The 26,393-nt window shown below is 69.2% G+C and carries 18 protein-coding genes; 7 read left to right on the top strand and 11 right to left on the bottom strand.

The features are described from left to right. Window positions 1-113: 113 nt before the first annotated feature. Both DK368_RS05295 and DK368_RS05290 read left to right on the top strand, forming a co-directional pair. Entirely contained in the window at window positions 114-347 is a 234-nt protein-coding gene (locus tag DK368_RS05295; protein ID WP_114392723.1) for a hypothetical protein, read from the top strand. Between the two features lie 267 nt (window positions 348-614). Then, on the top strand, window positions 615-977 hold the full coding sequence (locus DK368_RS05290; RefSeq protein ID WP_114392721.1) for a response regulator: 363 nt from the start codon (window positions 615-617) through the stop codon (window positions 975-977). A gap of 11 nt (window positions 978-988) precedes the next feature. Here DK368_RS05290 and cydC read toward each other — a convergent pair whose 3' ends face one another. Genes cydC through DK368_RS05265 form a run of 5 tightly spaced genes read right to left on the bottom strand, consistent with a single transcriptional unit; the run spans window position 989 to window position 7,367 of the window. Continuing rightward, a complete protein-coding gene (gene cydC, locus DK368_RS05285; protein ID WP_114392719.1) occupies window positions 989-2,698 on the bottom strand; it encodes a thiol reductant ABC exporter subunit CydC in 1,710 nt (569 codons plus the stop codon). Further along, on the bottom strand, window positions 2,695-4,476 hold the full coding sequence (gene cydD / locus DK368_RS05280) for a thiol reductant ABC exporter subunit CydD (protein ID WP_114392717.1): 1,782 nt from the start codon (window positions 4,474-4,476) through the stop codon (window positions 2,695-2,697). Before cydD ends, cydC begins: the two co-directional genes overlap by 4 nt. Before the next feature lie 42 nt (window positions 4,477-4,518). After that, window positions 4,519-4,629 (bottom strand): cytochrome bd-I oxidase subunit CydX, encoded by a 111-nt coding sequence (gene cydX / locus DK368_RS05275; protein ID WP_114392715.1) that lies wholly within the window; start codon window positions 4,627-4,629, stop codon window positions 4,519-4,521. A gap of 11 nt (window positions 4,630-4,640) precedes the next feature. Further along, window positions 4,641-5,786, bottom strand: a complete 1,146-nt coding sequence (gene cydB, locus DK368_RS05270; RefSeq protein ID WP_114392713.1) for a cytochrome d ubiquinol oxidase subunit II — start codon at window positions 5,784-5,786, stop codon at window positions 4,641-4,643. Window positions 5,787-5,798: 12 nt separating this feature from the next. Next, window positions 5,799-7,367, bottom strand: a complete 1,569-nt coding sequence (locus DK368_RS05265) for a cytochrome ubiquinol oxidase subunit I (protein ID WP_114392711.1) — start codon at window positions 7,365-7,367, stop codon at window positions 5,799-5,801. 410 nt (window positions 7,368-7,777) lie between these two features. On the opposite strand from DK368_RS05265, the gene DK368_RS05260 reads away from it, so the two are divergent. From DK368_RS05260 to DK368_RS05250, 3 genes are all read left to right on the top strand, one after another. After that, complete coding sequence (locus DK368_RS05260; RefSeq protein WP_162305879.1) at window positions 7,778-8,902, top strand: efflux RND transporter periplasmic adaptor subunit; 1,125 nt, start codon at window positions 7,778-7,780, stop codon at window positions 8,900-8,902. 10 nt (window positions 8,903-8,912) lie between these two features. Further along, on the top strand, window positions 8,913-12,011 hold the full coding sequence (locus DK368_RS05255) for a multidrug efflux RND transporter permease subunit (protein WP_114392707.1): 3,099 nt from the start codon (window positions 8,913-8,915) through the stop codon (window positions 12,009-12,011). A 273-nt stretch (window positions 12,012-12,284) separates the two neighbouring features. After that, window positions 12,285-13,391, top strand: coding sequence for a glycerophosphodiester phosphodiesterase (locus DK368_RS05250; RefSeq protein WP_114392705.1), 1,107 nt, complete (start codon window positions 12,285-12,287; stop codon window positions 13,389-13,391). A gap of 36 nt (window positions 13,392-13,427) precedes the next feature. On the opposite strand, the gene DK368_RS05245 is transcribed toward DK368_RS05250, so the two are convergent. From DK368_RS05245 to DK368_RS05230, 4 genes are all read right to left on the bottom strand, one after another. Then, window positions 13,428-14,546 carry a VIT1/CCC1 transporter family protein gene (locus DK368_RS05245; protein WP_114392703.1) on the bottom strand — a complete coding sequence of 373 codons (1,119 nt, stop codon included), beginning with the start codon at window positions 14,544-14,546 and terminating at the stop codon, window positions 13,428-13,430. Window positions 14,547-14,609: 63 nt separating this feature from the next. After that, a complete protein-coding gene (locus tag DK368_RS05240; RefSeq protein ID WP_155524478.1) occupies window positions 14,610-16,052 on the bottom strand; it encodes an AcvB/VirJ family lysyl-phosphatidylglycerol hydrolase in 1,443 nt (480 codons plus the stop codon). After that, window positions 16,049-18,628 (bottom strand): bifunctional lysylphosphatidylglycerol flippase/synthetase MprF, encoded by a 2,580-nt coding sequence (mprF, locus tag DK368_RS05235; protein WP_162305878.1) that lies wholly within the window; start codon window positions 18,626-18,628, stop codon window positions 16,049-16,051. Before mprF ends, DK368_RS05240 begins: the two co-directional genes overlap by 4 nt. Window positions 18,629-18,818: 190 nt before the next feature. Next, window positions 18,819-19,889 carry an HD domain-containing phosphohydrolase gene (locus tag DK368_RS05230; protein ID WP_114392697.1) on the bottom strand — a complete coding sequence of 357 codons (1,071 nt, stop codon included), beginning with the start codon at window positions 19,887-19,889 and terminating at the stop codon, window positions 18,819-18,821. A gap of 146 nt (window positions 19,890-20,035) precedes the next feature. On the opposite strand from DK368_RS05230, the gene DK368_RS05225 reads away from it, so the two are divergent. Then, window positions 20,036-23,350 carry a PAS domain S-box protein gene (locus DK368_RS05225; protein WP_162305877.1) on the top strand — a complete coding sequence of 1,105 codons (3,315 nt, stop codon included), beginning with the start codon at window positions 20,036-20,038 and terminating at the stop codon, window positions 23,348-23,350. A gap of 179 nt (window positions 23,351-23,529) precedes the next feature. Next, on the top strand, window positions 23,530-24,450 hold the full coding sequence (locus DK368_RS05220; protein ID WP_162305876.1) for a helix-turn-helix transcriptional regulator: 921 nt from the start codon (window positions 23,530-23,532) through the stop codon (window positions 24,448-24,450). Between the two features lie 57 nt (window positions 24,451-24,507). Here the strand turns inward: DK368_RS05220 and DK368_RS05215 are convergent, their stop codons facing one another. Beyond that, window positions 24,508-24,801 (bottom strand): Nif11-like leader peptide family natural product precursor, encoded by a 294-nt coding sequence (locus DK368_RS05215; RefSeq protein ID WP_162305875.1) that lies wholly within the window; start codon window positions 24,799-24,801, stop codon window positions 24,508-24,510. Between the two features lie 222 nt (window positions 24,802-25,023). After that, complete coding sequence (locus tag DK368_RS05210; protein ID WP_114392690.1) at window positions 25,024-26,259, bottom strand: TetR/AcrR family transcriptional regulator; 1,236 nt, start codon at window positions 26,257-26,259, stop codon at window positions 25,024-25,026. Window positions 26,260-26,393 lie beyond the last annotated feature (134 nt).

The following is a 26,393-nucleotide window of genomic DNA, read 5'->3' as shown; positions in this document are numbered from 1 at the left end:
CATCCTAGGACGCGCTGTTTAAGTCCGGTTTTAAGCTGCGAGGACCTATGCCGTCTGAAACCTGCTTTAACCGGTCCCGCTTAGGATGGCCCGGTCGTGACAAGGAATCCTGCATGCCCGAGCAGACGCCCATAGCCCCGCGCAAGACCCGGATCTTGGATATGTGCCGGGACACGGTGGAGCGCTGTGACGATGTCACGCTGCGCCGGCTGGAGCAAATGCTGCTGGCCCTGGCCGAAGGCGGTTCGTTGCAGGGCTATCTGATCGCTACGGATGGACAGGCCCAGTTGCCGAGCATGGCGGTCAATTTGCTGGCACTGCTGGACCCACCGCTGGGACAGGCCTGATCTGCGCGCACACATGATGTGCGCGAAGATCTGCCGAAATCATCGCGCGATAGGGGCCATCCCGAAGGATGCCTTTCGCCCCTGCCCACAACTCTGTACGATCAATATACTACTTTAGGCTAGTCCGAATGGCCTGGTCTGGACCGGTGCATCGGCATCCGGCACAGCGGATCAACGTCCTGGATCGCGGGATCCGCCACACCGATTGCAGCACACCGGTCGAAACCGTTCAATTCCGCGCCGATTTCCGAGGACGTTCTACCCATCATGAGTTGTGGACGCTGTGTTCTTCTTGTCGATTCCGACCGGACGGCCCTGGAGCACCTGTCGGCCAGCCTGACCGCCGCCAATTTCAAGGTCACGACGGCCCGCAACGGGCACGAGGCGCTGGAGAAATTCTATCCCAGCACCACCGATGTGCTGATCACGGCCTGCCACATGCCGCGGATGGCGGGGGCTGAACTGTGCCACCGCATCCGTCTGACCCACCCCGCCCTGCCGCTGATCCTGCGCTGTCCCGCTGAGACGCCGGCCGCGTTTGAGACGATCCCCGGCCCCGTGGGCCGGATCCCGCCCACGGCCGAGGCCGCCAGCCTGATCGATATGCTGCACCGCATGGGGCTGGGCTGAGGCGGGCCGGGTTAGCTGGGAAGGTCCGCCCCCCGGCCTGAGCAGGCTTCCGTGCGTTCGACCACCAGCCGGCCCGCCTGCAACCGCCCGACCCAGCCACAGCCCGCCAGATCCTCCGGCTGGTGCGAGATGACGACCAGCGTGCGCCCGGCGAAGGCCGCATGCAGGCGCGGCATCAGCCGCTCCGCCAGATCCCGGTCCAGCCCGCCCGTGGGCTCATCCAGCAGGGTGACCGCGGCCGCCCGCAACAGCATCTGCGCCAGGCCCAGGCGCTTGGCCTCGCCGCCGGACAGGCGCAGCCCGCCCTCGCCCACCCAGCTGTCCAGCCCGTCGCGCCGGGCGCGGAACAGGTCACCCAGCTCCACCTGATCCAGGGCCGCCCACACCGCCGCGTCATCGGCATCCGGCGCCGCCAGACGCAGATTGTCCGCCACACTGCCGTCGAACAGGGTCGGCGTCTGCGGCAGGTAGGACAGTCCCCGCCGCAGATCGGCCTCGGACAGGTCGGCCAGATCGACACCGCCCAGGGTGATGCGCCCCGCCGTCAGCGGGATCTGGCGCAGCAGGGCCTGACTCAGGCTGGACTTGCCCTCGCCGCTGGGACCGTAGAGGCCGGCATGGACACCATAGGGCAGGTGCAGGTCCAGCCCGTCCAGCACCGTCGGCAGGTCCGGCCCGTGGCGCAGCGTCAGTCCATGGATGCCGATGTCGGGGCGTGGCGGCAGCGGCAGCGGCCGGGCCGGTTCGGGCAGCAGCGGCGTCTGGGCCGCCACCGCCTCCAGATTCTCCGCCGCCCGCGCCGCGCGGGCGAAGCTCTGCCCCATCTGGGGCAGGGTGCCCAGCGGTTCCAGCAGGCCCAGCGTGGCCAGCACCGCCAGGGCCAGCAGCCCGGACCCGACCCCCGCCATGCCGGCCTGTCCCGCCGCAAGGCCGTGGACCAGCACCAGCACGGCCAGCAGCCGCGTGCCCAGCAGCACCACGCCAGCACCCAGGGCCGCCGCCCGGGCCGTATCGCGGCTGCCGCCCACCAGCCGGGCCGACTGCGCCGCCACCCGCGCCGCCGCCGCGGCCTCGCCGCCGAACACCGCCAGTTCGCGCGCGCCCTGCACACCTTCGACCAGGGCGCTGCGCAGCGCCGCCGTGGCATCGGCCTGGACACGCCCGCCGGCGGCACTGGCGCGGAACACCAGCAGCGGCAGCCCAAGGGCCAGGGCGGCCGCCAGCAGCGGCAGCCAGGGCGGCAGGAACCCCACGGTCCAGCCCAGCAGGGCCAGACAGAGCAGCGACACCAGGACCTGCACCGCCGGCGCATAGGAGCGGAGATAGACCGTGTCCAGCGCGTTGATGTCGGCCGTCACCCGGTTCAACAGATCGCCGCTGCGCTCGAATCCGCGCTGGGCCGGCTGCAGCGCCGCCATGCGGCGGAAGAACCACAGGCGCAGCCCGGCCAGGATGCGCAGCGTCCCGTCATGGCCGGTCAGCCGCTCGCCGTAGCGGGCCAGCGTGCGCAGCAGGGTGAAGGTGCGGATGCCCGCCGACGGGGTGAAGACATTGAAGCTGGCCAGACTGCCGGCCAGCGCCGTGGCCACGATGAACCAGCCGGACAGGCCCAGCAGGGCCGCTCCGGCCAGCACGCCCACCGTTCCGATCAGCACCGCCAGGATCAGGCCACGGCGACCCTCGCCGGTCCGGCCCAGAAACCGTATCAAAGGATGGCTCATGGCGTGGCCTCCGGTCCGGCCAGCGGGGACAGCCGGCCTTGCTCCAGCCGGTAGACCCGGTCGGCATGGGCCGCCGCCGCGGCGCTATGGGTCACCATCACGATGGTCTGGGCCCCGGCGCGGCGGCGCAGGGTCTCCAGCACCCGCCGCTCCGCCACCGGGTCCAGGTCGGAGGTCGGCTCGTCCAGCAGCAGCAGCCCGGCCGGTTTCAGCAGGGCGCGGGCCAGGGCCACGCGGCGCAGCTGCCCGCCGGACAGGCCGAAACCACGCTCGCCCACCGGCGTATCCAGCCCCCGCGGCAGGGCCGCGGCGAAGCCGGTCACATCCGCTGCCTCCCCCGCCTGGACCAGCGCCGCGGCCGGAGCGTCCGGATCGCCGCGGGCGATGACGGCGCGGATGCTGCCGGACACCAGGGCGGGGCGTTGCGGCAGCCAGCTGACCCGGCCGCGCGCCGCCAGCGGCGCCTGACCACCGATGGCAATCCGGCCCGACCGCGGCGGCACGAACCCCAGCAGCAGGTCGATCAGGGTGGATTTGCCGATGCCGCTGGGGCCGACGATGGCGACGAAGCCGCCCGGCGGGATGTCCAGATCGACGCCGTCCAGCAGCGGCGCTCCGTCGTGGCCCGCCGTGACCCCGCGCAGGCTGACGGCCAGCGCCCCCTCCGCCCGAAGTGAAGGGGCCGCGTCAATCCGTGCCCTATCGGTCGGCACCGCATCGCCAGGCCCGGCCGCTTCCGCCGGAGCCAACGGCATCAGGTCGCCGGCGGCGGCCACCGCCGCGGCCCGGTCGTGATAGGCGGCGGCATAGGCCCGCAGCGGCTGGAAATACTCGGGCGCCAGCAGCAGCAGGAACAGGCCGGTCTCCAGCGAGATACCATCGGCCGCCGCGCCCATGTGGAAATAGCCGAGATAGACCGAACCCAGATAGATCGCCACCAGGGCGATAGAGACGGAGGCGAAGAACTCCAGCACGGTGGAGGACAGGAAGGCGATGCGCAGCACCGCCATGGTGCGCCGGCGGAAATCGTCGGCGACCGCCGTCAGCGCCGCGGCCTCCGGCTCCACACGGCCGAACAGCTGCAGGGTGGTCAACCCGCCCAGCCGGTCCAGGAAACGGCGGCCGAGCTGGGCCAGGGCTACGGACTGGCGACGGCTGGCCTGCTCCGCCCCCAGCCCGATCAGGATCATGAACAGCGGGATCAGCGGCCCGGTCAGCAACAGCAGCGCCCCCACCACCCAGTTCTGGCTGAAGGACACGATCAGGATCAGCAGCGGCACCAGCCCCGCCAGGGGCGACAGGATCAGATAGCGCGACAGGAATCCGTCCAGCGCCTCCACCTGGTCGATCAGGCGCACGGTCAGGGTGGCGGTGCCCCCCTCCTCCTCGCGCCGGTCCAGCCGGGCCATGCTGCGGTAGAGGTCCAGGCGCAGCCGGTGGCGCACGCGGGCCGACGCTTCCGTCCCGGCCCGCTCCTGGCCCCAGACCAGCAGGGCACGGGCCAGGATGGCCAGCAGCAGCCAGGGCAGCACACGGCCCGCCTCGACCCACAGCCCGTCGGCGGCCCGGCCGATGGCACGGGCCAGGGCGGCGGCCTCGACGATGGTGGCGATGCCGGCACCGAGGCCGCAGAGCACAGCCAGCCCGTGCCAGGCGCGCACCGGCCGCACCTGCCGCCGCAACCAGGCCGCGGCGGCCCGGCTGCGCTGACGTTCGCTCCCCCTGTCTTCCTTCTCAACCGCCGTGGGCGGCGCGGGCTCGTTCTGGCGCCCGCTCATGCCGCCGACCCACGGCGTTTCGCAACCGGACTCAACAGATGATCACTCCTGAACCGGACCCGGATCCTGCAGATGGACCTCATGCCACAGGGCGTTCAGGACTGCAAAGCCGCAGGCCAGACCGACGCCCAGGAACCACGTGAAATACCACATAGCGGTCTCCTTCAGTACAGGGAGTGACTGTTGCGTTCTACCTGTTCGGCGGTGACCTTGCCGCGCAGGACGGAATAGACGAAGCCCGTGTAGGCCAGGATCAGCGGCACGAACACCAGTGCGGCCAGCAGCATGACGAACAGGGTCTGGTGGGACGAGGTGGCGTCGAACACCGTCAGGCCCGCCACCGGGTCCAGGCTGGACGGCATCAGGAACGGGAACAGGCTGACGCCGGCCGTGGCGACGACGCCGGTGATGCCGATGCCGCTGGCCAGCAGGGCCAGCCCCTCACGCCGCAGCCGCACCAGCCCCCAGGCCGCCAGCGTGCCGGCCACCGCCAGCACCGGGGCCAGCCGCATCCAGGGATGCAGGCCGTAGTTGCGCATCAGCGCCCCGCCTTCCCGCACCACCGACTTGGCCAGCGGGTTGGAGGCGCCGTTGGGGTCCAGCCCCTGGGCCACATACCCCTCCAGCCCCGCGGCCCACAGCCCGGCCAGGGCGAACAGCACCAGCAGCGCCGGCGCCAGCACGGTGACGGCGCTGCGGCTGCGCGCCGCCACCGGCCCGTCGGTCTTCAACAGCAGCCAGATGGCCCCGTGCAGCCCCAGCATGGCCACCGAAACCAGCCCGCACAGCAGGGCGAAGGGATTCAGCAGCCCCAACAGCCCGCCCTCATAGGTCAGGCGCAGATCGGCGTCGTAATGGAAGGGCACACCCTGCAGCAGGTTGCCGAAGGCCACGCCGAACACCAGCGCCGGCACGAAGCCGCCGATGAACAGGCCGGCGTCCCAGACGGCGCGCCAGCGCCGGTCGGCCACCTTGTTGCGGAAATCGAACCCCACCGGCCGCAGGATCAGCGCCACCAGCACCAGGAACATGGCGAGGTAGAAGCCGGAGAAGGCGGCGGCATAGATGGGGGGATAGGCGGCGAAGATGGCGCCACCGCCCAGGATGAACCAGACCTGATTCCCTTCCCAGACCGGGCCGATGCTGTTGATGGCGATGCGCCGCTCGGTATCCGTACGCGCCACCAGCGGCAGCAGCAGGCCGACACCCAGATCGAAACCGTCGGTGACGGCGAAGCCGATCAGCAGCACGCCCAGCAGCACCCACCAGATCAGGCGCAGGGTTTCATAATCGAATGGTACGGGAAGCATGCTCGTCGCTCCTTACTCGGCCGCCTGGGGATGCGCGTCGTCGATACGGGCCGGGTCGCCCAGCCCCAGGGCCTGCACCGGCCCCAGCCGCACGGTCTTCACCAGCAGGAAGACCTCGACCACCGCCAGGGTGCTGTAGAACAGGATGAAGCCGCTGACGGTGACCAGCAGGTCCGGCACGGTCAGGGTGGAGGTCGACAGGAAGGTCGGCAGCACCCCTTCGATCGACCAGGGCTGGCGCCCGTGCTCGGCCACGAACCAGCCCAGCTCGGCTGCCAGCCAGGGCAGCGGCAGGCTCCAGGCCGCCAGTTTCAGGAAGGTGACGCGGGTGAACTGCCGGCGGCTGGCGAACCAGAAGGCCGCGGCGAACAGCAGGATGAAATAGAAGCCCAGCCCCACCATCAGGCGGAAGGTCCAGAACAGCGAGGGCACATGCGGAACGGTGTCCTGCGCCGCCTGGGCGATCTGGGCCGGCGTGGCCGTGCGCGGATCCTCCACATAGGCCTTCAGCAGCAGGGCATAGCCCAGATCGGCGGCATGGGCCGTCAGCCGCTCCCGGGCGGCGGTGTCGGCCCGGTCGGCGCGCACCGCCTGCAGGGCGTCATAGGCCAGCAGGCCGCTGCGGATACGCTCCTCCGCCCGCGCCACCAGATCCTTGATGCCCGGCACCGTCTGGTCCAAGGAGCGCGTGGCGATCAGGCCCAGCGCATAGGGGATCTTCACGGCGTCGCGGGTCTGCTGCGCCTGCATGTCCGGCAGGCCGAACAGGGTGAAGTCGGCCGGCGCCGGCTCGGTCTCCCACATGGCCTCGATGGCGGCCAGCTTCATCTTCTGATGCTCGGTCAGGGCATAGCCGCTCTCGTCGCCCAGCACGACCACCGACAGCGACGCGGCAAGGCCGAAACTGGCGGCCACCGTCATCGACCGGCGGGCGAATTCCCGATGCCGGCCGTGCAGCAGATACCAGGCGCTGACCGACAGCATGAACATGGCGCCGGTGACATAGCCGGCGCTGACCGTGTGCACGAACTTGGCCTGGGCCACCGGGTTGAACAGGATCTCGTAAAAGCTGACCAGTTCCATGCGCATCGTCTCCGGGTTGAAGACGGCGCCGGCCGGATTCTGCATCCAGCCATTGGCCACCAGGATCCACAGGGCCGACAGGTTGGAGCCGATGGCCACCAGCCAGGTCACCGTCAGGTGCCCGACCCGGCTCATCCGGTCCCAGCCGAAGAAGAACAGGCCGACGAAGGTCGACTCCAGGAAGAAGGCCATCAGCCCTTCCACAGCCAGCGGCACACCGAAAATGTCGCCGACGTAATGGCTGTAATAGGCCCAGTTGGTGCCGAACTGGAATTCCATGGTGATGCCGGTGGCGACACCCATGGCGAAGTTGATACCGAACAGCTTGCCCCAGAACTTCGTCATGTCGCGCCAGATCTGACGCCCGGTCAGCACATAGACCGTCTCCATCACGGCCAGCAGGAAGGACAGGCCCAGGGTCAAGGGCACGAACAGAAAGTGGTACATGGCTGTCATGGCGAATTGCAGCCGTGACAGGCCGGCGAGGTCGATTTCCATCGCTTGGCTACTCCTCGGAGCGCAGACGCCGTTCCGGGCGCCGGCCGCTCCGCCAGGTCACCCGCGTCATGCTTCGGGAGCAGGGTCGATTGCCGACAGAATTGTTCCCATGACGATTATCAAAGCTGCGTCATCACCGGCCGGAGGCCGACGCCCGCGCAGGGTTGCGACGCAGACTGCGGCGGCGTGCCGCAGGGGATCGGTTGTCGGTCGCGGACAGGGGCGACTGCGGAATTTCTGGCGCTGTGACCAGCCTCACAGGCATAAGAGTGTCGGTTGGATACCCCTTGCGGCGCCGGGGCGGCCGCAGGGGCGACGCCGTCCGGTGCATGGCAAATTGATGGCGGTAGCCGCCGCTGGTGCCACCGGAAGGGGCTGAAGTCCGGTGGCACACGCATGGGATGGACGACATGGCCAAACGGCTGACGATAATGGGCCTGCTGCTGATCCTGGTGATCGGCGGCCTGGTGGGATTCAACCTGTTCCGCCAGAAGATGATCGCCGAGTTCCTGGCTGGCAACAAGCCACCACCGGTGCCGGTGGAGACCGAAATCGCCGATCTGGGTGCGGTACCGCAGACGCTGACCGGAATCGGCTCCCTGGTCGCGGCCCGGCAGGTGACGATCCAGCCGGAAGTGTCCGGCCGTATCATCAAGCTGTTCTTCGAATCGGGCAACAAGATCGAAGCCGACGCCCCCCTGCTGCAGATGAACGACGAGCCGGAGCGCGCCGACCTGGCCAGTGCCCGCGCCCAGGCTTCGCTGGCCAAGGTCACGCTGGAGCGTGCCTCGAAACTGGCGCAGCCGGGCTTCACCACCCAGCAGACGCTGGATCAGGCCCGTAGCGAGCTGTCGCAGGCCGAAGCCCAGGCCGCCCGGGCCCAGGCCATCATCAACCAGAAGCTGGTGCGCGCGCCCTTCACCGGCGTTCTCGGCATCCGCAACGTCAATCTGGGCCAATACCTCAACCCCGGCGACCAGATCGTCACCCTTACCGATCTCAGCCAGCTCTATGTCAACTTCACCCTGCCCGAGCAGGACCGGCCGGTGCTGGTCATCGGCCAGAAGGTGCAGGTCACGGTGGACGCCCTGCCCGGCCGCCGCTTCGAAGCCGTGCTGACGGCCATCGAGCCGCGGATCAGCCCGGACACCCGGACCATCTCGCTCCAGGCCACCATGGACAATCCCGGCCAGGTGCTGAAGCCGGGCATGTTCATCCGTGCCGCCGTGGCGCTGCCGGAACTGCCGAACCAGGTCACCGTGGCCGCCACGGCGCTGGTCAACACCCTGTACGGCGACAGCGTCTTTGTCGTGCGCCCCGGGGAGAAGGACGCCCAGGGCAAGCCCGTCTTCACCGTCTCGCGCGAGCCGGTCAAGGCCGGCGCCCGCTTCGGCAACCGCGTCGCCATCACCGAGGGGCTGAAGGGTGGCGAGCAGGTCATCGTCTCCGGCCAGAACAAGCTGATGCAGGGGGCCGCGGTGATCCCGCAACAGGGCACCATCCTGACCCCGCCCGCCACGCCGCCCCGGCAGTGAGGACAGCGCCATGCGCTTCACCGATATCTTCGTCCGGCGCCCGGTCCTGGCGGCAGTGGTCAGTATCCTGATCCTGCTGGTCGGTCTGCGCGCCATCTTCGCCCTGCCCGTGCGGCAGTACCCCGAGGTTTCCTCCACCGTCATCACCGTCACCACCGCCTATTCCGGCGCCACCGCCGAGCTGATGCAGGGCTTCATCACCACGCCCATGCAGCAGGCCGTGGCCGGGGCCGAGGGCGTGGATTACATCACCTCCACCTCGACCCTGGGCGTCAGCACGGTGCAGGCGCATATCCGTCTGAACTTCGATCCCAACGTCGCCATGACCGACGTGATGTCGAAGGTGCAGCAGGTGCGCTATCTGCTGCCCCAGGGCGCCAACGACCCCGTCATCACCAAATCCACCGGCGAGACGGTGTCCGCCCTCTATCTCAGCTTCTCCAGTTCCAGCCTGTCGCTGGCGGCCATCGCCGACTATCTCAGCCGTGAGGTGCAGCCGGTCCTGGCCACCGTGCCGGGCGTGGCCAGCGCCAGTGCGCTGGGCGGACAGACCTTCGCCATGCGCATCTGGCTCGACCCGGCGCGCATGGCGGGCCGCGGCATCACCGCGGCGGATGTCTCCACGGCGCTGCAGGCCAACAATGTGCAGGCGGCTCCGGGCCAGCAGAAAGGCTATTTCACCGCCGCCGACATCACCACCAACACCGGCCTGCGCTCGGAGGCCGAGTTCCGCAACCTCGTCATCAAGGCCGCCGACGGCAGCGTCGTCCGCCTGTCCGACGTGGCCGAGGTGGAGCTGGGACCGAAATCCGCCGACCAGTATGTGGCCTTCAGCGGCGAGAACGCCGTGTTCATCGGCATCGAGGTGACGCCGACCGGCAACCCGCTGAACGTGGTGGCCGAGATCCGGCGCATCATGCCCCAGATCGCCGGCACCCTGCCGCCGGGCGTGAAGATGGACGTGGCCTATGACAGCACCCAGTTCATCCAGGCCTCCATCGACGACGTGATCCACACGCTGGGTGAAGCCGTTGCCATCGTCGTGGTGGTGATCTTCCTGTTCCTGGGCTCCTTCCGCTCGGTGCTGATCCCGCTGGTGACGATCCCGCTGTCGCTGGTGGGGGCGGCGGCGCTGATGCTGGCCCTGGGCTTCAGCCTCAACCTGCTGACACTGCTGGCCTTCGTCCTGGCCATCGGTCTGGTGGTGGACGATGCCATCGTCGTGGTGGAGAACGTCTACCGCCATATCGAGGAGGGGCTGACGCCGCTGCAGGCGGCCCTGGTCGGCGCACGGGAAATCGCCGGCCCCGTCGTCGCCATGACCATCACCCTGGCGGCCGTGTACGCCCCCATCGGCTTCCTGGGCGGTGTCACCGGCTCGCTGTTCAGGGAGTTCGCCTTCACCCTGGCCGGGTCGGTGCTGATCTCCGGTATTGTGGCGCTGACGCTGTCGCCGATGATGTCGTCTCTGCTGCTGAACCGGCAGATGCTGCACGGCCCCTTCACCCAGCGCGTGGACCACACCTTCGGCCGGCTCGAGGCCGCCTATGGCCGCCGGCTGCACGCCACCTTGAACTGGCGTCCGGTCACCCTGCTGTTCGCCGCCGCCATTCTGGGCACCGTGGTGTTCCTGTTCCAGAACACCCAGACCGAGCTGGCGCCGGAGGAGGACCAGGGCGTGCTGCTGGGCGTGGCCAAAGGCCCGCAATACGCCAACATCGACTACATGACGGCCTATGCCAAGACCATCGACAAGGTCTTCACCGATGTGCCGGAGGTGACGACGCGATTCGCCATCTTCGGTGAGCCCACCTCCAACCAGGGTTTCGTCGGCGCCATCCTGAAGCCCTGGGGTGAGCGGGACAAGTCGGCCAAGGCCCTGATGCAGGAGGTGCAGGGGAAGCTCGGCGCCGTACCGGGCGTGCAGATCTTCCTGTTCGCGCCCGCGGCCCTGCCGGGCAGCGCCGGCGGCCTGCCGGTGCAGATGGTGGTCTATGGCACGGCGGATTACAGCACCCTGTTCCTGGCCATGGAGGAGATCAAACACAAGGCCCAGGCCAGCGGCCTGTTCATCGTCACCGACAGCGACCTGCGCTTCGACCTGCCCGGCATCCGCCTGTCGGTGGACAGTCTGAAGGCCAACGAGCTGGGCATCACCCTGCAGGAGATCGCGGGCACCCTGTCCACGCTGCTGGGCGGCAATTATGTCAACCGCTTCGACCTGTTCGGCCGCTCCTACGAGGTCATCCCGCAGGTGCCGCGTGCCCTGCGCCTGACGCCGGAGGATCTGACCCGCTACTATGTCCGGAGCGCCAGCGGCGAGAACGTGCCGCTGTCGGCCGTGGTCACGGCGGAGACGCGCACCGACCCCAACGCCCTGACCCAGTTCAACCAGCTGAACTCCGCCACCTTCCAGGCCATGCCGATGCCGGGCGTCACCGTGGGCGACGCCGTGAAGTTCCTGCAGCAGGAGGCCCCGGCCCTGCTGCCGGAAGGGCTGCGGCTGGACTGGCTGGGCGATTCCCGCCAGTACGTGCAGGAAGGCAGCCAGCTCACCGTCACCTTCGCCTTCGCGCTGCTGGTGATCTTCCTGGTGCTGGCCGCCCAGTATGAAAGCTGGCGCGATCCGCTGGTGGTGCTGGTGACGGTGCCGCTGTCGGTCTGCGGCGCGCTGCTGCCGCTGTTCCTCGGCATGGCGACGCTGAACATCTACTCCCAGGTCGGTCTGGTCACGCTGATCGGCCTCATCAGCAAGCACGGCATCCTGATGGTGTCCTTCGCCAACCAGCTCCAGCATGAGCAGGGGCTGGACCGGCGGGCCGCCATCGAGCGGGCGGCCCAGGTGCGGTTGCGGCCGATCCTCATGACCACTGCCGCCATGGTCATGGGTCTCGTGCCCATGCTGATGGCCAGCGGCGCCGGTGCGGCCAGCCGCTTCAGCATCGGCGTGGTCATCGTCTGCGGCCTGATGATCGGCACGCTGTTCACCCTGTTCGTGCTGCCCATGGTCTATACCTTCCTGGCCCAGGACCATGGCGCCGCCCGCACCCGGGCGCGCGAGGCCGAAATGGCGGAGGTGGCCGCCACGGCGCCCGGTCCGGCGCATTGATGCGGGGCCTATGGCAACGTCCGCTGCGTCTGTTTGGAACACCGGCCCCTCGCGGCCGGTGTTTCCATGTCCAAGCCCTGTCCAGGACGGAGGGCAGCCATCCGCCGGGCGGCGGCGGCTGTAATACGCACGTCACCAAGTCCGCGTATGAAGCCCCCCGAAGCCGGTTCCACCCGGAACCGTTCGCCCTGTTCAACCTTGAACGACCCCGTCCAACCGGCGGGGTCGATTTTTTTTAAGGGTCGGGCACCGGGCCTGCCCAGGGGAGGCTCCATGCGCAACCACCACGCCCGTCTTCGCCCGCTGCGCCGGCTTCTGCCGCTGCTGGCCGGTCTGATCCCCGCCCTGCTGGGGCTGTGCGGCCCGGCCGCGGCCGACATGCTGGTCATCGCCCATCGCGGCGCCAGCGGCGAGCGGCCGGAACATACCCTGATGAGCTACAGCCTGGCCATCGACCTGGGCGCCGACTTCATCGAGCCGGATCTGGTGGCGACCCGCGACGGTATGCTGGTGGCCCGGCACGAGAATGAGATCTCCGGCACCACCGACGTGGCCGACCATGCGGAATTCACCGACCGGCGCACCACCAAGATCATCGACGGGCGCAGCGTCACCGGCTGGTTCACCGAGGATTTCACCCTGGACGAGCTGAAGACGCTGCGGGCACGCGAGCGCCTGCCCCAGCTGCGGCCGCAGAACACCGCCTATGACGGGCACGAATCCATTCCCACCCTGGACGAGATCATCGCCCTGATCCGGCGCAAGGAGGCGGAGACCGGCCGCCGCATCGGCCTCTATCCCGAGACCAAGCACCCCGGCTATTTCCAGTCCATCGGACTGGCGCTGGAACCACGGCTGGTGGAGACGCTGCACAAGGCCGGCTATCGCGGCCACGATGCCCCGGTCTTTATCCAGTCCTTCGAGACGGCCAATCTCAAGGCACTGCGGAAAATGACCGATCTGCCGCTGGTGCAGCTGATCGAGGCCGCCACCCCGCCCTATGATCTGGTGGCGGCCGGCGACCGGCGCGGCAGCCCCGACCTGCTGACCGATGCCGGGCTGGCGGAGATCGCCAGCTATGCCGACGGGCTGGGCGCCGAAAAGGGACTGTTGTTGCCGCGCGACGATGACAATCACTGGAGCACGCCCACCGATCTGGTGGCGCGGGCGCACAAGGCCGGGCTGCGGGTGCATGTCTGGACCCTGCGCGTCGAAAACTACTTTCTGCCGGTGCCCCTGCGCCGCGGCGATGCCGCGGACCCGCGCTTCCCCGCCCTGGCCGGTGATCTGGCCGGCGAAATCAGGGCGCTGCGCGGTCTGGGCGTGGACGGGATCTTCACCGACAATCCACGACAGGCCGTGGCCGCGCTGGGACGGTGAGCGCGCGCGATCGATGATGTCTCCCGGCCGCCTGCCTCACCCCACCAGCACCCCGGCGGCGCGGCCCAGCCCATAGGTCAGGCCGGCGGCAGCCAAGCCGATCAGCAGCTGGCGCAGGGCCGACAGAGTCACCGGCCGGCCGGTGAACAGGCTGGTGCCGGCCCCGACCAGCACCAGCGCCAGCCCGCTGCTGGCCAGCGCTCCGATGAAGGCCGCCTGCCCCTGCAACAGCATGTAGGGGGCGACGGGGAAGATGGCGCCCAGGGCGAACAGCAGGAACGACGACAGCGCCGCCGCACCGGCCGACCCGCCCAGCTCATCCGGGTCCACGCCCAGCTCCTCGCGCGCCAGCGTGTCCAGCGCCGTCTTCTCATCGGCCATCAGCCGGTCGGCCAGGGCCCGGGCCTGGGCCTCGCCCAGCCCCTTGGCCTGATAGATCAGCACCAGCTCCTGCTTCTCCTCTTCCGGCACGGCCTTCAGCTCCGCCGCCTCAGTGGCAATCTGGCTCTGGTACAGCTCGCGGGCGCTGGTGACCGAGAGCCACTCGCCCATGGCCATGGAGCCGGCCCCGGCGACCAGACCGGCAAGTCCGGCCAGCAGCACCGTGCGCTCGTCGGCGGCCAGCCCGGCCATGCCCATGACTAGGCTGAGGTTCGACACCAGCCCGTCATTGGCGCCCAGCACGGCGGCGCGCAGGGCATTGCCGCCACCGCCGCGGTGCCGGCCCTCCAGCATGGCCAGGGTCGGACCGGCCAGCCCGTCACGCCCGGCCGCTGCCTGCATCAGCCGGGCATGGGAGCGTTCGTCCTCGGCCATGCCGGCCGTGCGCGCCTCGGGCTGGTCATCATAGACGGCGCTGCTCTGCACCTCCGTCGCCGTGATCGCCGGCAGCACGAAGGCCGTGCCGAAGCGCCGGGCCAGCCAGGCCAGGATGCGGACCCGTGGCGACGGGCGCAGCGTCACCGCCGCCCCGGCCGCGGCCAGCCGCCGCCGCCAGAAATCGGCATGTGCTTCCTCCACCGCGGCCAGCCGGTTGAAGACGTCCGCCAGCCGGGGATCGCCTTCGGCAGCCGCCAGCGCCCGATAGAGCGCGGCCCCGTCCACCTCACCCTGGAGATTGCTGCGATAGCGCGCGATGCTTTTCCGATCGGACATGCGATGGCTTCCCCTTCCGCTCGGGCGAGCCTACTCCACGGCCTGGAGCCGCCCCAAGCCGCATCATCGCGCGCCGGCGTTGCTCTGCTTCTCTCCGCTGGCGGCGGAAGGGGCAATCCCGGCCGCGGCCAGCAGCCGGTCCAGAAGCCCGTCATAGTCGCCATCGAAATGGTGGCCGCCGGCCAGCTTCAGGATATGGTCGGCCTTGAAGTCCGGGACCGTACACAGGCTGTCATCGGCATCCTCCTCGCCATAGATACAGGCGATGGGCAGGCCCGACAGCTTCGCCATCTCCGGCATCAGCGGGAAGGCCCCTTCGTCGCTGTTGCCGAGATAGGCGGCCACATTGATCTGGAAGTCGGCACCGCGCGAGGGCGACAGCAGGCCCAGCAGCCGCAGCGCGGCCTTGTCCTCGTCAGACAGCCGGCTGACGGCGAAGGGCAGCGTGTCCGCGCCGAAGGAATAGCCGATCAGCAACACCTTATGCCGCCCCCACAGGCCGGTATAGTGGCGGATCAGCCGGTCCAGGTCGCGGGCCATCTCGTCCGGCGTGCGCGTGTGCCAGAAATACTCGAAACTGTCGATGCCGGCCACGGGGATGCCGCGGGCGGCCAGGGCATCGCCCATGCTGCTGTCGATATCGCGCCAGCCGCCATCACCGGACCAGATGATGGCCAGAGTGTCGGCGTCCACGGCATCCTTGACGTCGGCCTCGGCCGGGATCTCCACAACCGGAATGCCGGCCACCGGATCGGGCTGCGGGCCGATGCCGTCCAGCCGAATGGCAATGTCGGCCACCTGCTCGGCCAGATCCTCGCCATCCTGGTCCTCACGCCGCAGGCCGTCGGGCAGCGGACCCGGATCGTCGTCGCCGGTGGCACGCAGCAGCGTCACCGGCGTGTTGGGAGAGGCCGGCAGCGGATAGAGCGGGCCGTCCGCGCTTTGACTCGGCGCCTGGTCCAGGCAGATCGGCGCCTTCAACGGCAGCACCCGGTCCAGTTCGGTGACGACGGCCCCGGCGAACATGCGCGGCAGGGCCTGCGCGGCCGCCCCCAGCACCAGCATGCCGCCATCGCCACGCCCGACCAGCACCGGCGGGTGATAGCGGGTGAAGCCGCGGGCCTGCTGCACGGCACGGCTGACCGCCTCCAGATCGCCGGAGATCCAGTGGCAGCCCTCGGTCTGTTCGTTCAGCCGCGGCAACAGGTCGGCCAGATCCAGTCCGACGACGATGGCGCCGGCCTTGGCCAGACGCTTGGCCTGCCGCGTGTCGGCGTGGGACCAGCCATCGCTGTCGGAGACCAGCACCACCACCCGGCCGCTGCTGGCCGCAGGCTGGAACAGCTGGACCTCGCCGAATTCCCCGGCATTGAAGGACTGGGTGCGGATGCGGGCGGCGGTCCACAACGACACGATCCCGGCCAGGACCAGGGCGATGACCGCCGTTCCGGCCAGCAGCAGCACCAGCAGATGGCGCCAGCTCTGGGGACGAAGATAACGCATCATTTCCGGATCACCCCGTCCAGCCCGCCGGAAACCAGGGCGGCCACATCCGCCAGCACGGTGGCGGGGGCCAGCCCGCCATGGCAGCAGAGGTAGCGCGGTTCCCACACCGGCCGGAATTTCTCCTTGTAGCTGCGCAACCCGCGGAAGCCATAGAAGGGCTCACCCCGGGCGAACAGGAAGGCGCCGATGCGCTGCCATAGCGGGGCCAGCGGCCGGCCGGACAGGCCGGACAGGGGCGCCATCCCCAGATTGAACCAGGCGAACCCCTCGGCGGCGCCCCACAGCATCAGCTTGGCGAACAGGAAGTCCATGACGACTGCCGACTGGCTGTCCCGGTGACGCATCAGATCGATGCTCAACTCCGCATCAAGACCAGGGGCGCGGGCGCCGGTCCACAGGTTGGCGAAGGCCACCATGCGGTCATTCTCCCACACCACGGCCTGGGTGCAGCTCCGCATGTAGTCGTCATCGAAAAAGCCGACGGAGAAGCCCTTCTCGCGGGCCCGGCGATGATCGAGCCAGGCGTCGGACACGGCCCGCATCTCGTCCAGGATGGCCGGAACCCCGTCCGGCGGCACCAGCGCGAACCGGAGCCCGTCCTTCTCGCCCCGGCGCAGCGCATAGCGGAGATCGCGACGCTCCGGCCCCTCGACACTGAAGCCCGTCAGGGGAATGCGGGCCTCCTCGCCGATCTTCACCGGCATCAGCCCCACATCGATATAGACGGGCAGGCTGTCCGGCCGCACCTGATAGGCGGCCATGCGGGCACCGTGGCGGTCCGCCTTCTCACGCAGTTGCCAGACCAGGGCCGGCCAGGCATCGCGCGGCCCCACGGGATCGCCCAGCATGATCCAGTTGCCGCCGCGCACGGCATACATCAGGAAGGCACGCCGGTCGTCTGAGAACAGCAGCGCCTTGTCCCCCGGCAGCACCAGCCAGCCCTCGGTCCGCGGCGAGGTGGTCAGGATGCGCCGGGCATCCTGCAGATCGGCGATCAGTGGCCCGGTCAGCTTGGCCGCGGCCGGTCGCATCATCTGGCGCAGGCCGATGGCCAATAGTGCCGCCGCCGTCACCACCAGCGCCCGCAGCGAACGCGGCGCATCGGCATGAACGGCGAAGTGCCACCACAGGCTGTCGCGGTATTCCACATGCTCGTAGGAGAACAGCGTCAGCCAGGTGGCGCCACCGATGGCGGCGGCGGCGGCCAGCAGCCAGCCCGGCGTCAGCCGCAGGTCCGTCAGCCGGCCCCGGCGATAGAACTCGCCGCGCGCCAGCCAGAGCAGTCCCATGAGGCCGACCAGAAGCGTCGCCTCCTCATAGTCGAAGCCCTTCAGCAGCGACAGGATGATGCCGGCCGACAACAGGGCCTGGGCCAGGAGCCAGGCGGAATCGATGCGCCGGAACAGGCCGTAGCCCACCAGCACCAGTCCCAGCCCGGCCACACTGGCCAGCACGTGCGAGACCTCGACCACGGGCAGCGTCACCAGATGCGCCACCACGCGCACGCGACCCGGCGTCGCCGGCAGCGACCCCGACGCCAGCAGGATGGCGCCGGCCGTTACCGCCAGCACGGCGCCGATCCGCGGGGCCTGACTGCGCAGCAGCCGATAGGCGGCACCGATGCGCGGATGCCGGAGCAGGAAGACCAGACGATGCCTGCGGTCGGTCAGTTCATGCACCAGAAACAGCAGCGCGCCGAAGGCCAGCGGCAGCAGATAATAGATGACCCGGTACAGGATCAGGGCGCCGGCCAGCGACTCCAGCGGCGCATGGCCGGACAGGGCCGCCAGCACGATGCCGTCGAACACCCCCAGCCCGCCCGGGACATGGCTGGCCAGCCCCAGCACGATGGCGGCGCTGTAGACCCCGAGGAAGGCCCCCAGACCGATCCCGGTATCGGCCGGCAGCAGCACATACAGCACCGACGCCGACAGCAGCACATCCAGGCTGGAGATGACCAGCTGCAGGATCAGGATGCCGGGGCTGGGCAGATGGATGGTGCGGCCCCGGAACTGGATACCGTTGCGCAGCAGGGCCGCCGCCACGATCAGCAGCAGCAGGGCCACGGCGATGACCAGCGCCACCGCCTGCACCACCCAATCCGCCACATGGAAGGCCGTGGCCGCCCGCCAGGGGGCCAGCAGCAGACCGATGCTGCCCACGGCGGACACGCCGATCATGAAGGAGCTGGCGACGAAGACGACAATGCGGGCCACATCCATGGGACGCATGCCGGCCGCGGTGTAGATGCGGTAGCGCACGGCCCCACCGCTGAGGGCGGTGAAACTGATGGTGTTGCTGAAGGCGAAGCCGATGATCCCGGCCAGGACTCCGGCCCGCCGCGGCACCTTGGGATCGATCCAGTGCAGGCCGGTCAGATCGTAGCCGACCAGGCAGATGTAATTGGCGATGGTCAGCAGCAGGGCCACCGCCAGAGCCGACCAGGAGGTGGACGACAGTGCCACCATCAGCTCGTCATGGTCCAGGCTGGCCAGCTGCCGGTGCAGCACCAGCCACCCGATCACGGCCAGCAGGCCGGCCACGGTCCAGGGCAGGATCTGGCGTGCCCGGCGCAACAGCGGATGCAGGGCGGGTGGGGATGGCGGGTCAGACGCTTTGGCCTGCATTATCGGCTCGACAAAGGACGCGCGTAGCATGGGGGGCCGAGGGACGGTTTGGTCTTGGCCCGAGGGAATGCACCCATGCGCCTTTCGTCAGGCTTAACGCCATGATGAAATTCTTGTCATGTTGCACTTCGCCGCTCTTTCAATCATCGGCGAGGCTGGCCGTTACGGGATCGGCATGCTCCGTGCGGATCTGCAACACTTTGTCCCAACCCGCCAGAAAGGCGTCGACACAGTCCGGATCGAAATGGGCGCCACGGAGCGCCAGCAGATGGGCGCGCGCCTCCTCCAGCGACCAGGCCGGCTTGTAGGGCCGCTCCGAGGTCAGGGCATCGAAGACGTCCGCGACGGCCACGATGCGGGCCTCGATGGGAATGGCGGTGCCGGACAGTCCCTGGGGATAACCGGTCCCGTCCCACTTCTCGTGGTGACCCATGGCGATGCGCTGGGCCATGCGCACCAGCTCCGACTCGCTGCCATCGAGGATGCGGCCGCCCAGTTCGGCGTGCCGCCGCATGATGGTGAGTTCGTCCGGCGTCAGCCGGCCCGGCTTCAACAGGATGTAGTCGGGAATGCCGACCTTGCCGATGTCATGCATGGGGGCTGCGGCCAGCAGCATCTCCTGGAACTCGGCCGGCAATCCCAGCCGCTCGGCGATCAGCCGGGAGTAGAGCGCCATCCGCACCACATGGGCCCCGGTCTCCGGGTCGCGATGCTCCAGGGCGCCGGCCAGGCGCGACACCAGTTCACGTTCGCGCGCGCGGAGCTGGGCCGTGGCCGCCGCCACCTGCTCGGACAGCACCTGGGCCTGATGCGCCAAGGCCAGATGAGCCCGGCGCAACGTCAGCATATTGCGCAGGCGGCCACGCACCTCCGCCGGCTGCAGCGGTCGGACCAGGAAATCGTTGGCTCCCAGATCCAGCGCCTTTTGTCGCACGGCCCGGTCGTCATTGGCCGTGATCATGACCACGGGCACGCCTTCGTTGGCGGGATCGGCCCGGAACGCCTGAAGGAAGGCGAAGCCGTCCATACCCGGCATCATCCAGTCAACGACCACCACATCGGCCTGGTTCCGCCGGCACCAGTCCAGGGCCTCGGCGCCGTCGGACGCGCTGGAGACCTGCAGTCCCCCGATCTCTCCCGCAATGCTCTCCAGCAGAAAGCGGTTGACCGGCACATCGTCGATGACAAGGACATTGAGCCGTGTCCGCATGCGAATTCTCCGCCAATGTCCAACCCATCACCCTTCGCATAGATACCGGGAGATGGCCGGCAAAGTTAAGCTATCCACTGGGCTAGCGTTTGGTCTGGACACAATTCAAGATGAGCAATTCCGCGGCATTGCGGGGACATCGGCCGGTGATTGCGATCTGGGCGGTCACCGCCCTCGCAATCATGGCCCTGTGGATCACGGCCACTGCCCTCAACCAGCGTATCATGCGCGAGGCGCTGGAGCGCGCCGAACGTGATACGGGAAATCTGGCCCAGACCATCGCGGAGCAGACGCGCCGCACCATTGCCGGTGCCGACCAGGCGCTGCGTTTCATGGCCCTGGGTGTGCAGCGGGATGACGCTGCCATGGCGGATGTCGACAAGATCATGCGCACCGCCGTCGACAGTTCCGACACGGTGCTGCAGCTGGCCTATATCGGCGCGGACGGCATGCTGCGCCAGACCAGTGTGGCCGGGGCGAAGACCGGCATCGACCTGTCGGACCGGGAGCATTTCCGCGTCCACCGTGACCGCGCGGATGTGGGGCTGTTCATCAGCAAACCCGTTTTCGGCCGCGCCTCGGGCAAATGGTCGATCCAGCTGACGCGGCGCATCGAACTGGCCGATGGTCGCTTCGGCGGCGTGGTGGTGGCGTCGCTGGACCCCTATTATTTCAGCCGCAGTTTCGCCGACGTGGATGTCGGGCCGGGCGGGACCATCGCCATCCTGGGCCTGGACGGCGTGCTGAGGGCCCGTGCCGTGCTGGATGATGCCATCATGGGCGCGGATCTCAGCGGCAGCCCTGTGGTGGCGGCGGCCCGCACCCGGATGGCGGGGTTCATGACGCAGACCAGCGCCATCGACGGCATCGAACGGCTGGTCAGTTTCCGCCAGCTGCCGGGCTATCCGCTGCTGGTGGTGGCCGGAGTCTCCAAGGCGGCCTTCCTGGGCGATGCCCAACGCACATCCCTGCTCTATCGCATGGTCGCGGCCGCCTGTACCCTGGCCCTCCTGGGTTTGGCCCTTGTGGCCGCCCGCTTCGCGCGCAAGCAACTCCAGGCCCAGGCCGACCTGCGGGCCCAGACCGCCCGGCTGGAGATGAGCAAGCAGCGCTTCCGCGATCTGGCGGAAACCGCCTCCGACTGGTTCTGGGAAACAGACTCGGAGCTGCGGCTGACCGGCATCACCGGCCCCCATGCCCCCTCGCTCCAGGATGACACGACCATCCTGGGACAGCCCGTCATGGATGTCTTCCATCCCGGAGAAGCCGATATCCGCGCCATCTGGACCGCCGTATCCCAACGCACAGCCTTCCGCGGCCTGGAAGGCCATCTCGGCATCGGTGGCGAGGAGCATGTGCTGCTGATCAGCGGCCGCCCGGTGTTCGACGCCGACGGCCGCTTCATCGGCTATCGCGGGGCGGCCAGCGACATCACCGAGCGCCGCCGGGCCGCCGCCCGCCTGGAAGCCAGCGAACGGCGCTACCGCGCCATGTTCGAAGCCGCGGGACAGCCCATCATCACCATCGACGACACCGGCATCGTCGATGGCTTCAACCCGGCGGCCGAGCGGCTGTTCGGCTATGCGCCGGATGAGGTGCTGGGCCGCGACGTCACGCTGCTGATGAGCAGCTTCGAGGCGGCGCGCCACCTGCAACGGCTGGTCAATTACCTGCGCACCGGACGTGCCCCGCTACCGGGCACCGTGCTCCAGCTGGAAGGGCGACGGCGCGACGGCCAGGAGGTGCCGCTGGAGGTGTCGCTGTCCGGCTGGCTGGACGAAGGGCGGCGCTGCTTCACGGCCATGATCAACGATGTCACCGCCCATCGCCAGCTGGAAGCCGATCTGCGGCGGGCCCGCGACGAGGCCGACCGGGTCAGCCGGCTGAAGGGCGAATTCCTGGCCACCATGAGCCACGAAATCCGCACACCGCTGAATGGTGTGCTGGGCGCCCTCAGCCTGATCGAGCGGCCGGGGCTGGCGCCGGAGCAGCGGCGGCTGGTGGACATGGCGCTGGCCGCGGGTGCAGCGCTCCGCCAGCTCATCGACGAGATTTTGGACCTGTCGAAGCTGGAATCCGGCCGGGCGGAGTCCGACCCGGTGGATTTCGCCCCGGCGGCACTGCTGGACGAGATCCAGGCGCTGTTCCAGCCGGAAGCGGAGATCCGCCAGCTCGGGCTGAGTGTGCGGGTGGACCCCGATCTGCCGCCGCGGCTGCGGGCCGACCGCAGCCGCATCCGCCAGATGCTGCTGAATTTCATCGGCAATGCCCTGAAATTCACCGCGGCCGGCCGGGTGGAGGTGTGGCTGCGGCCGGATACCGACCAGACCGGCCGTGCCTGTCTGCGGGGCGAGGTCCGTGACACCGGCATCGGCATCGCGCCCGATGTGCTGCCGCGCCTGTTCGAGCGCTTTACCCAGGCCGACGGCTCCACCACCCGCCGTTTCGGCGGCACCGGCCTGGGACTGGCCATCTGCCGGGAGGTCTGTACCCTGTTGGGCGGCCGCATCGGGGTCGAAAGCCAGCCCGGACAGGGCAGCCTGTTCTGGTTCTCCGTACCCTGGGAGCCGGCGGCCGAGGAGCCGGCGGAGCCGCCGGCAGCGGAAATCCTCCCCGCTGGTGAGGTCGCGCCGGCCCCCGCCGTCATTGCGCCGCCGCCCCCCGTGCGGCCCGTGGCACCGGCCGACTTCCCGGCACCGGCCCGGCCGGCGGCCGGGATTCACCCCCTGCGCATCCTGGTGGCCGAGGACAGTGTCATGAACCGCGACATCGTCCGGCTGATGCTGCAGCGCGCCGGGCATGATGTGGTCGAGGTGCAGAACGGCCGCGAGGCGGTGGATGCGGCCAGCCGGGACGGCCTTGACCTGATCCTGATGGACATGCAGATGCCGGAGATGGACGGGCTGGAAGCCACCCGCCGCATCCGCAGCCTGGGCGGCGCCAAGGGCCGCGTGCCGATCCTGGCGCTGACGGCCAATGCCGCCGATGCCGACCGCGCCCGCTGCCTGGAGGCCGGAATGAACGGGTACACGGCCAAGCCCATCACACCGGACAAGCTGTTGACGGCCATCGTCAGCACCGTCCGGGATGCGGCGGCGAAAGCCGCGCCACCGGCCAATGTCCAGGCCATCCCCCCCGCCAACGACCGCGGCCGGGTGCTGTCGCTGATCGACGCCGATCAGGTGCATGCCATCCGCGCCGCCATCGGTGCCTCGGGCTGGCGCCGGGCCGTCACCATGCTGGATGACCAGGTGGCCCGTGACATGAGCGAGCTGGCCAATGCCGGCGACGATGGCACCTTCCGCTCCGTCGCCCATCGGCTGAAGGGCACCGCGGCCGGTATGGGCGCACAGCAACTGGCCCAGCTGGCGGCGGATGCGGAGCAGGAGGGCCGGATCGATGTGCCGGTGCTGCTGCGCGTCATCAACGAGACGGTCATGGCCCTCCAGGCCGTTGACTGACCTTCTGCCGGCGAATCTCAATCCCGGTTGATCTTTTCCCGCACGCCCTCGACGGCGCTGCGCAAAAGTGGCTGTCTTCCCGCGATATGCCGGCTCTGCCACCAAAGGACGTGGTGCGGCCCGGCGGTTCGGCCGGCAAGCCGTTCAGGCCCGGCATGGCTGACACAGGGAATGACGCCGTGGATCAGACCTGGGTGATCGGAGATGTGCCGCCCTCCGCGCATGCCGCCGCCGAACCCCGGCGGGACAGCCTCTGGCAAAGCCATGACCTGCGCCCGGACCTGAGCATCAGCCTGCTTGACGGCGCACCGGCCCAGCCGCTGCGCGTCAGCCACGCCGCGCCGGGAGCCTGGAACCATCTGCTCATCCTGTTGCAGGGCCGGGTCGATCTGTTGCCCGACGCCCGTGGCACCACGGGCTCGCAGCCGCCGTTGACGACGGGGCGGCTGCACCGGGTCCGGAGCTGCAACAGCGGCCTGCATCTGGCGCTGACCGCCGGCGAGACGGTACGTGGAATCATGGTGCATGCGTCGGCCTCCATGCTGCGGCCGCTGCTGCCGGACGACAATCCGGCATGCGGTCCGGAGCCGGTGCTGGACAGCCGGCCCGCCGGGGCCGCGTGCCTGCGTGTGGCGGACAGCCTGTTTGTCGACCGCATCGCCATCCCCGGCCTGCAGACGCTGATGCTGGAATCACGCTGCCTGGAGTTGCTGGCCCTGGCCCTGGCCGACCTCGCCCAGCCGCCGGCGGATGACAACGGTCTGTCCCGCCGCGAGCACAGGCTGGTGGCCGACGCGCGCGACCGGCTGCTGGCCGATCTCACCACCCCGCCCTCGTTGCGCCAACTGGCGGATGCCGTCGGGCTGAACGAGAAGCGCCTGAACGAGGGCTTCAAGGCCCTGTTCGGGGTCACGGTCTTCGAATGCCTGCGCAATGCCCGGCTGGAAAAGGCGCGCTGCCTGCTGTTCCAGGAGGAGCTGCCGTTGAAGGCCATCGCCTGGCAGGTGGGCTACAGCCACGTCAACAACTTCATCACCGCCTACCGCAACCGCTTCGGCGAACCCCCGCGCCGCCACCAGAACGGCCCGCGGGAAGGCTGATGGCGTAGACCGGGCGGGAGAATGGGATCCCGCCACGGCACCGCAACTCTCCTTGGTTCAGCCGGGCCAGCCGTCCTTGCTGCCATAGCCGCCGATGGCCCCGGACCCGGCGGAGACGATCTCCAGCTCCAGGTCGGTCAGGGCATCGTCATTGGCCAGATCGATGAAGGATTTCAGATCGCTGAGCGCCAGCTCCACGCTGGGCGCGTCCACGCTCAGGCCGCGGCGGGCGCTCTCCTCCACCACGGCGGCCACCAGCTCCTCCGGAGTGCGGCAGGCGGCGAGCCGGCCCATCACGGCCTCGTCCTCGCGGACCAGGCGGTAGAACTCGATCAGGGCGGCTTCACTCATGCTCGTCATCCCGGCGCAACGGACCTTGGGGAACCAGGGGCGACCGGCGCACGGCCGGACCTTGGGCCGCCCCGACGCGGGATGTCAAGCCAGCCCCGCCGCACCGCCGGCAGGGACGGATACGGACAACCAGTATGACGTGCCGGGCCACACGCCTTCCAGCCGGGCCGGCTCTGTCCGCCGGTGGAAACGCTATGCCCGCCCGCCAGGCCCGCGGCCAGCTCAGCCCAGCCGGGGCCGATCGGCATACAGCCCGAAGAACAGGGTGGAGGCGTAATAGGCGATGGCGCGGTCCTTGGGCATCTTGGCCGCCCAGCCCGTCAGCTCGTAGGAGGCGTTGACCATGGCCATCACCGCCTGACTGGCCACCAGCGGGTCGATGGTCGCCACCGATCCCTCGCTGATGCCGTCGATCATCATGCCGGCGAAGCGGCGGGCGATGCGGTTGGAATGGTCCACCACCTGCAGCCGCACATCCATGGGCAGGGCCTGCAGGGCGATGGTGCGCAACAGCGGCGCCTGCTCGTCGAACTGCACATTCAGCAGCGTCGCCGCCGCCGTGGCCAGCCGGTGGAAGTGGCTGCCCGGCTCCGTCAGGGCCACGCGCTGGGCCTGGGTGATGGTGGCCAGGCTGCGCCGGAAGCAGGCCAGGACAAGATCGTCCTTGGCGTCGAGGTGATGGTAGAAGCTGCCCTTGGTGACATTCAGCTCCGAGGCGATGCGGTCGACCGAGGCACCGCGATAGCCCCGCTCATTGATCAGCTTCGTGGCCGCCGCCAGGAAGTTGCGCTTGGCCCCGTCCTCCTCCTCCGGATCGGTCAGGGTCCGGACGGCGGGCGCCCAGACCATGCCTTCCGGGGCCAGGCCGCGCTCGAACAGCTCCAGGAAACGGTGGCGGACGCGGTCGTAATCCTCCACGTCGTAGCGCGGCAGCCATTCCGGCAACCAGAACAGGTTTTCCACCAGCACATGGGTGCGGGCCGTGCGCAGCCACCAGTCCTCCCGGCCGCCATCATCGCCCAGCAACAGGCGGATGCGGCGGAAGATGCCGAAATAGCGCTCCAGCAGGTCGCCGCGCAGCGGGTCCTCCATGGCGCGCAGGTCGGACAGGCGGGCCATGGGCCGGGCCTCGCCCCGGCGGATGGCCGCCAGCAGATCGAAATGCCGGTTGACGAAGCGGGCCACGCGGCGGCGCGGGTCCGGCTCCGTCGCCGCGTCGATCACCAGCGCCTCCAGCCGGTCCAGCGTGGCGGCGAAGCAGGCACAGGCCAGCTGTTCCTTGCGCTTGAAATAATAGGTGACGCTGGTGGTGCTGAGCCCGACGCTCTCCGCCACATCGAACAGGGTCATGCCCTTGGCGCCCCGCTCATTGATCACGGTGGCGGCGGCATCGATGATCAGGTCCCGTTTGCGCCGGAAACGCTCGGTCTCTGGGATTCTTTTTGTTGGCTCGACCATGGTGACCGCTATCTAGCATGCCACCGCCGAGGCCGTCACCGGTCTTGCCACCGGTTACAGCCGCATTTCACGGGGACGGGTATGGGCAGGCCCGGCCTGCCACGAGCGGAACGGGCGGACAAAGGTGTATCTGC

The sequence above is a fragment of the Oleisolibacter albus genome (genome assembly GCF_003336875.1).
Lineage (GTDB): Bacteria > Pseudomonadota > Alphaproteobacteria > Azospirillales > Azospirillaceae > Niveispirillum > Niveispirillum album.
Note: the sequence above shows the minus strand (reverse complement) of the source record. Positions and strands in the feature narration are given on the sequence as shown.

Bases quoted from the DNA above. Each gene is read 5' to 3' on its own strand.
- DK368_RS05295 (WP_114392723.1), top strand. From the start codon at position 114: ATGCCCGAGCAGACGCCCATAGCCCCGCGCAAGACCCGGATCTTGGAT.
- DK368_RS05290 (WP_114392721.1), top strand. From the start codon at position 615: ATGAGTTGTGGACGCTGTGTTCTTCTTGTCGATTCCGACCGGACGGCC.
- cydC (WP_114392719.1), bottom strand. From the start codon at position 2,698: ATGAGCCATCCTTTGATACGGTTTCTGGGCCGGACCGGCGAGGGTCGC.
- cydD (WP_114392717.1), bottom strand. From the start codon at position 4,476: ATGAGCGGGCGCCAGAACGAGCCCGCGCCGCCCACGGCGGTTGAGAAG.
- cydX (WP_114392715.1), bottom strand. From the start codon at position 4,629: ATGTGGTATTTCACGTGGTTCCTGGGCGTCGGTCTGGCCTGCGGCTTT.
- cydB (WP_114392713.1), bottom strand. From the start codon at position 5,786: ATGCTTCCCGTACCATTCGATTATGAAACCCTGCGCCTGATCTGGTGG.
- DK368_RS05265 (WP_114392711.1), bottom strand. From the start codon at position 7,367: ATGGAAATCGACCTCGCCGGCCTGTCACGGCTGCAATTCGCCATGACA.
- DK368_RS05260 (WP_162305879.1), top strand. From the start codon at position 7,778: ATGGCCAAACGGCTGACGATAATGGGCCTGCTGCTGATCCTGGTGATC.
- DK368_RS05255 (WP_114392707.1), top strand. From the start codon at position 8,913: ATGCGCTTCACCGATATCTTCGTCCGGCGCCCGGTCCTGGCGGCAGTG.
- DK368_RS05250 (WP_114392705.1), top strand. From the start codon at position 12,285: ATGCGCAACCACCACGCCCGTCTTCGCCCGCTGCGCCGGCTTCTGCCG.
- DK368_RS05245 (WP_114392703.1), bottom strand. From the start codon at position 14,546: ATGTCCGATCGGAAAAGCATCGCGCGCTATCGCAGCAATCTCCAGGGT.
- DK368_RS05240 (WP_155524478.1), bottom strand. From the start codon at position 16,052: ATGATGCGTTATCTTCGTCCCCAGAGCTGGCGCCATCTGCTGGTGCTG.
- DK368_RS05230 (WP_114392697.1), bottom strand. From the start codon at position 19,889: ATGCGGACACGGCTCAATGTCCTTGTCATCGACGATGTGCCGGTCAAC.
- DK368_RS05215 (WP_162305875.1), bottom strand. From the start codon at position 24,801: ATGAGTGAAGCCGCCCTGATCGAGTTCTACCGCCTGGTCCGCGAGGAC.
- DK368_RS05210 (WP_114392690.1), bottom strand. From the start codon at position 26,259: ATGGTCGAGCCAACAAAAAGAATCCCAGAGACCGAGCGTTTCCGGCGC.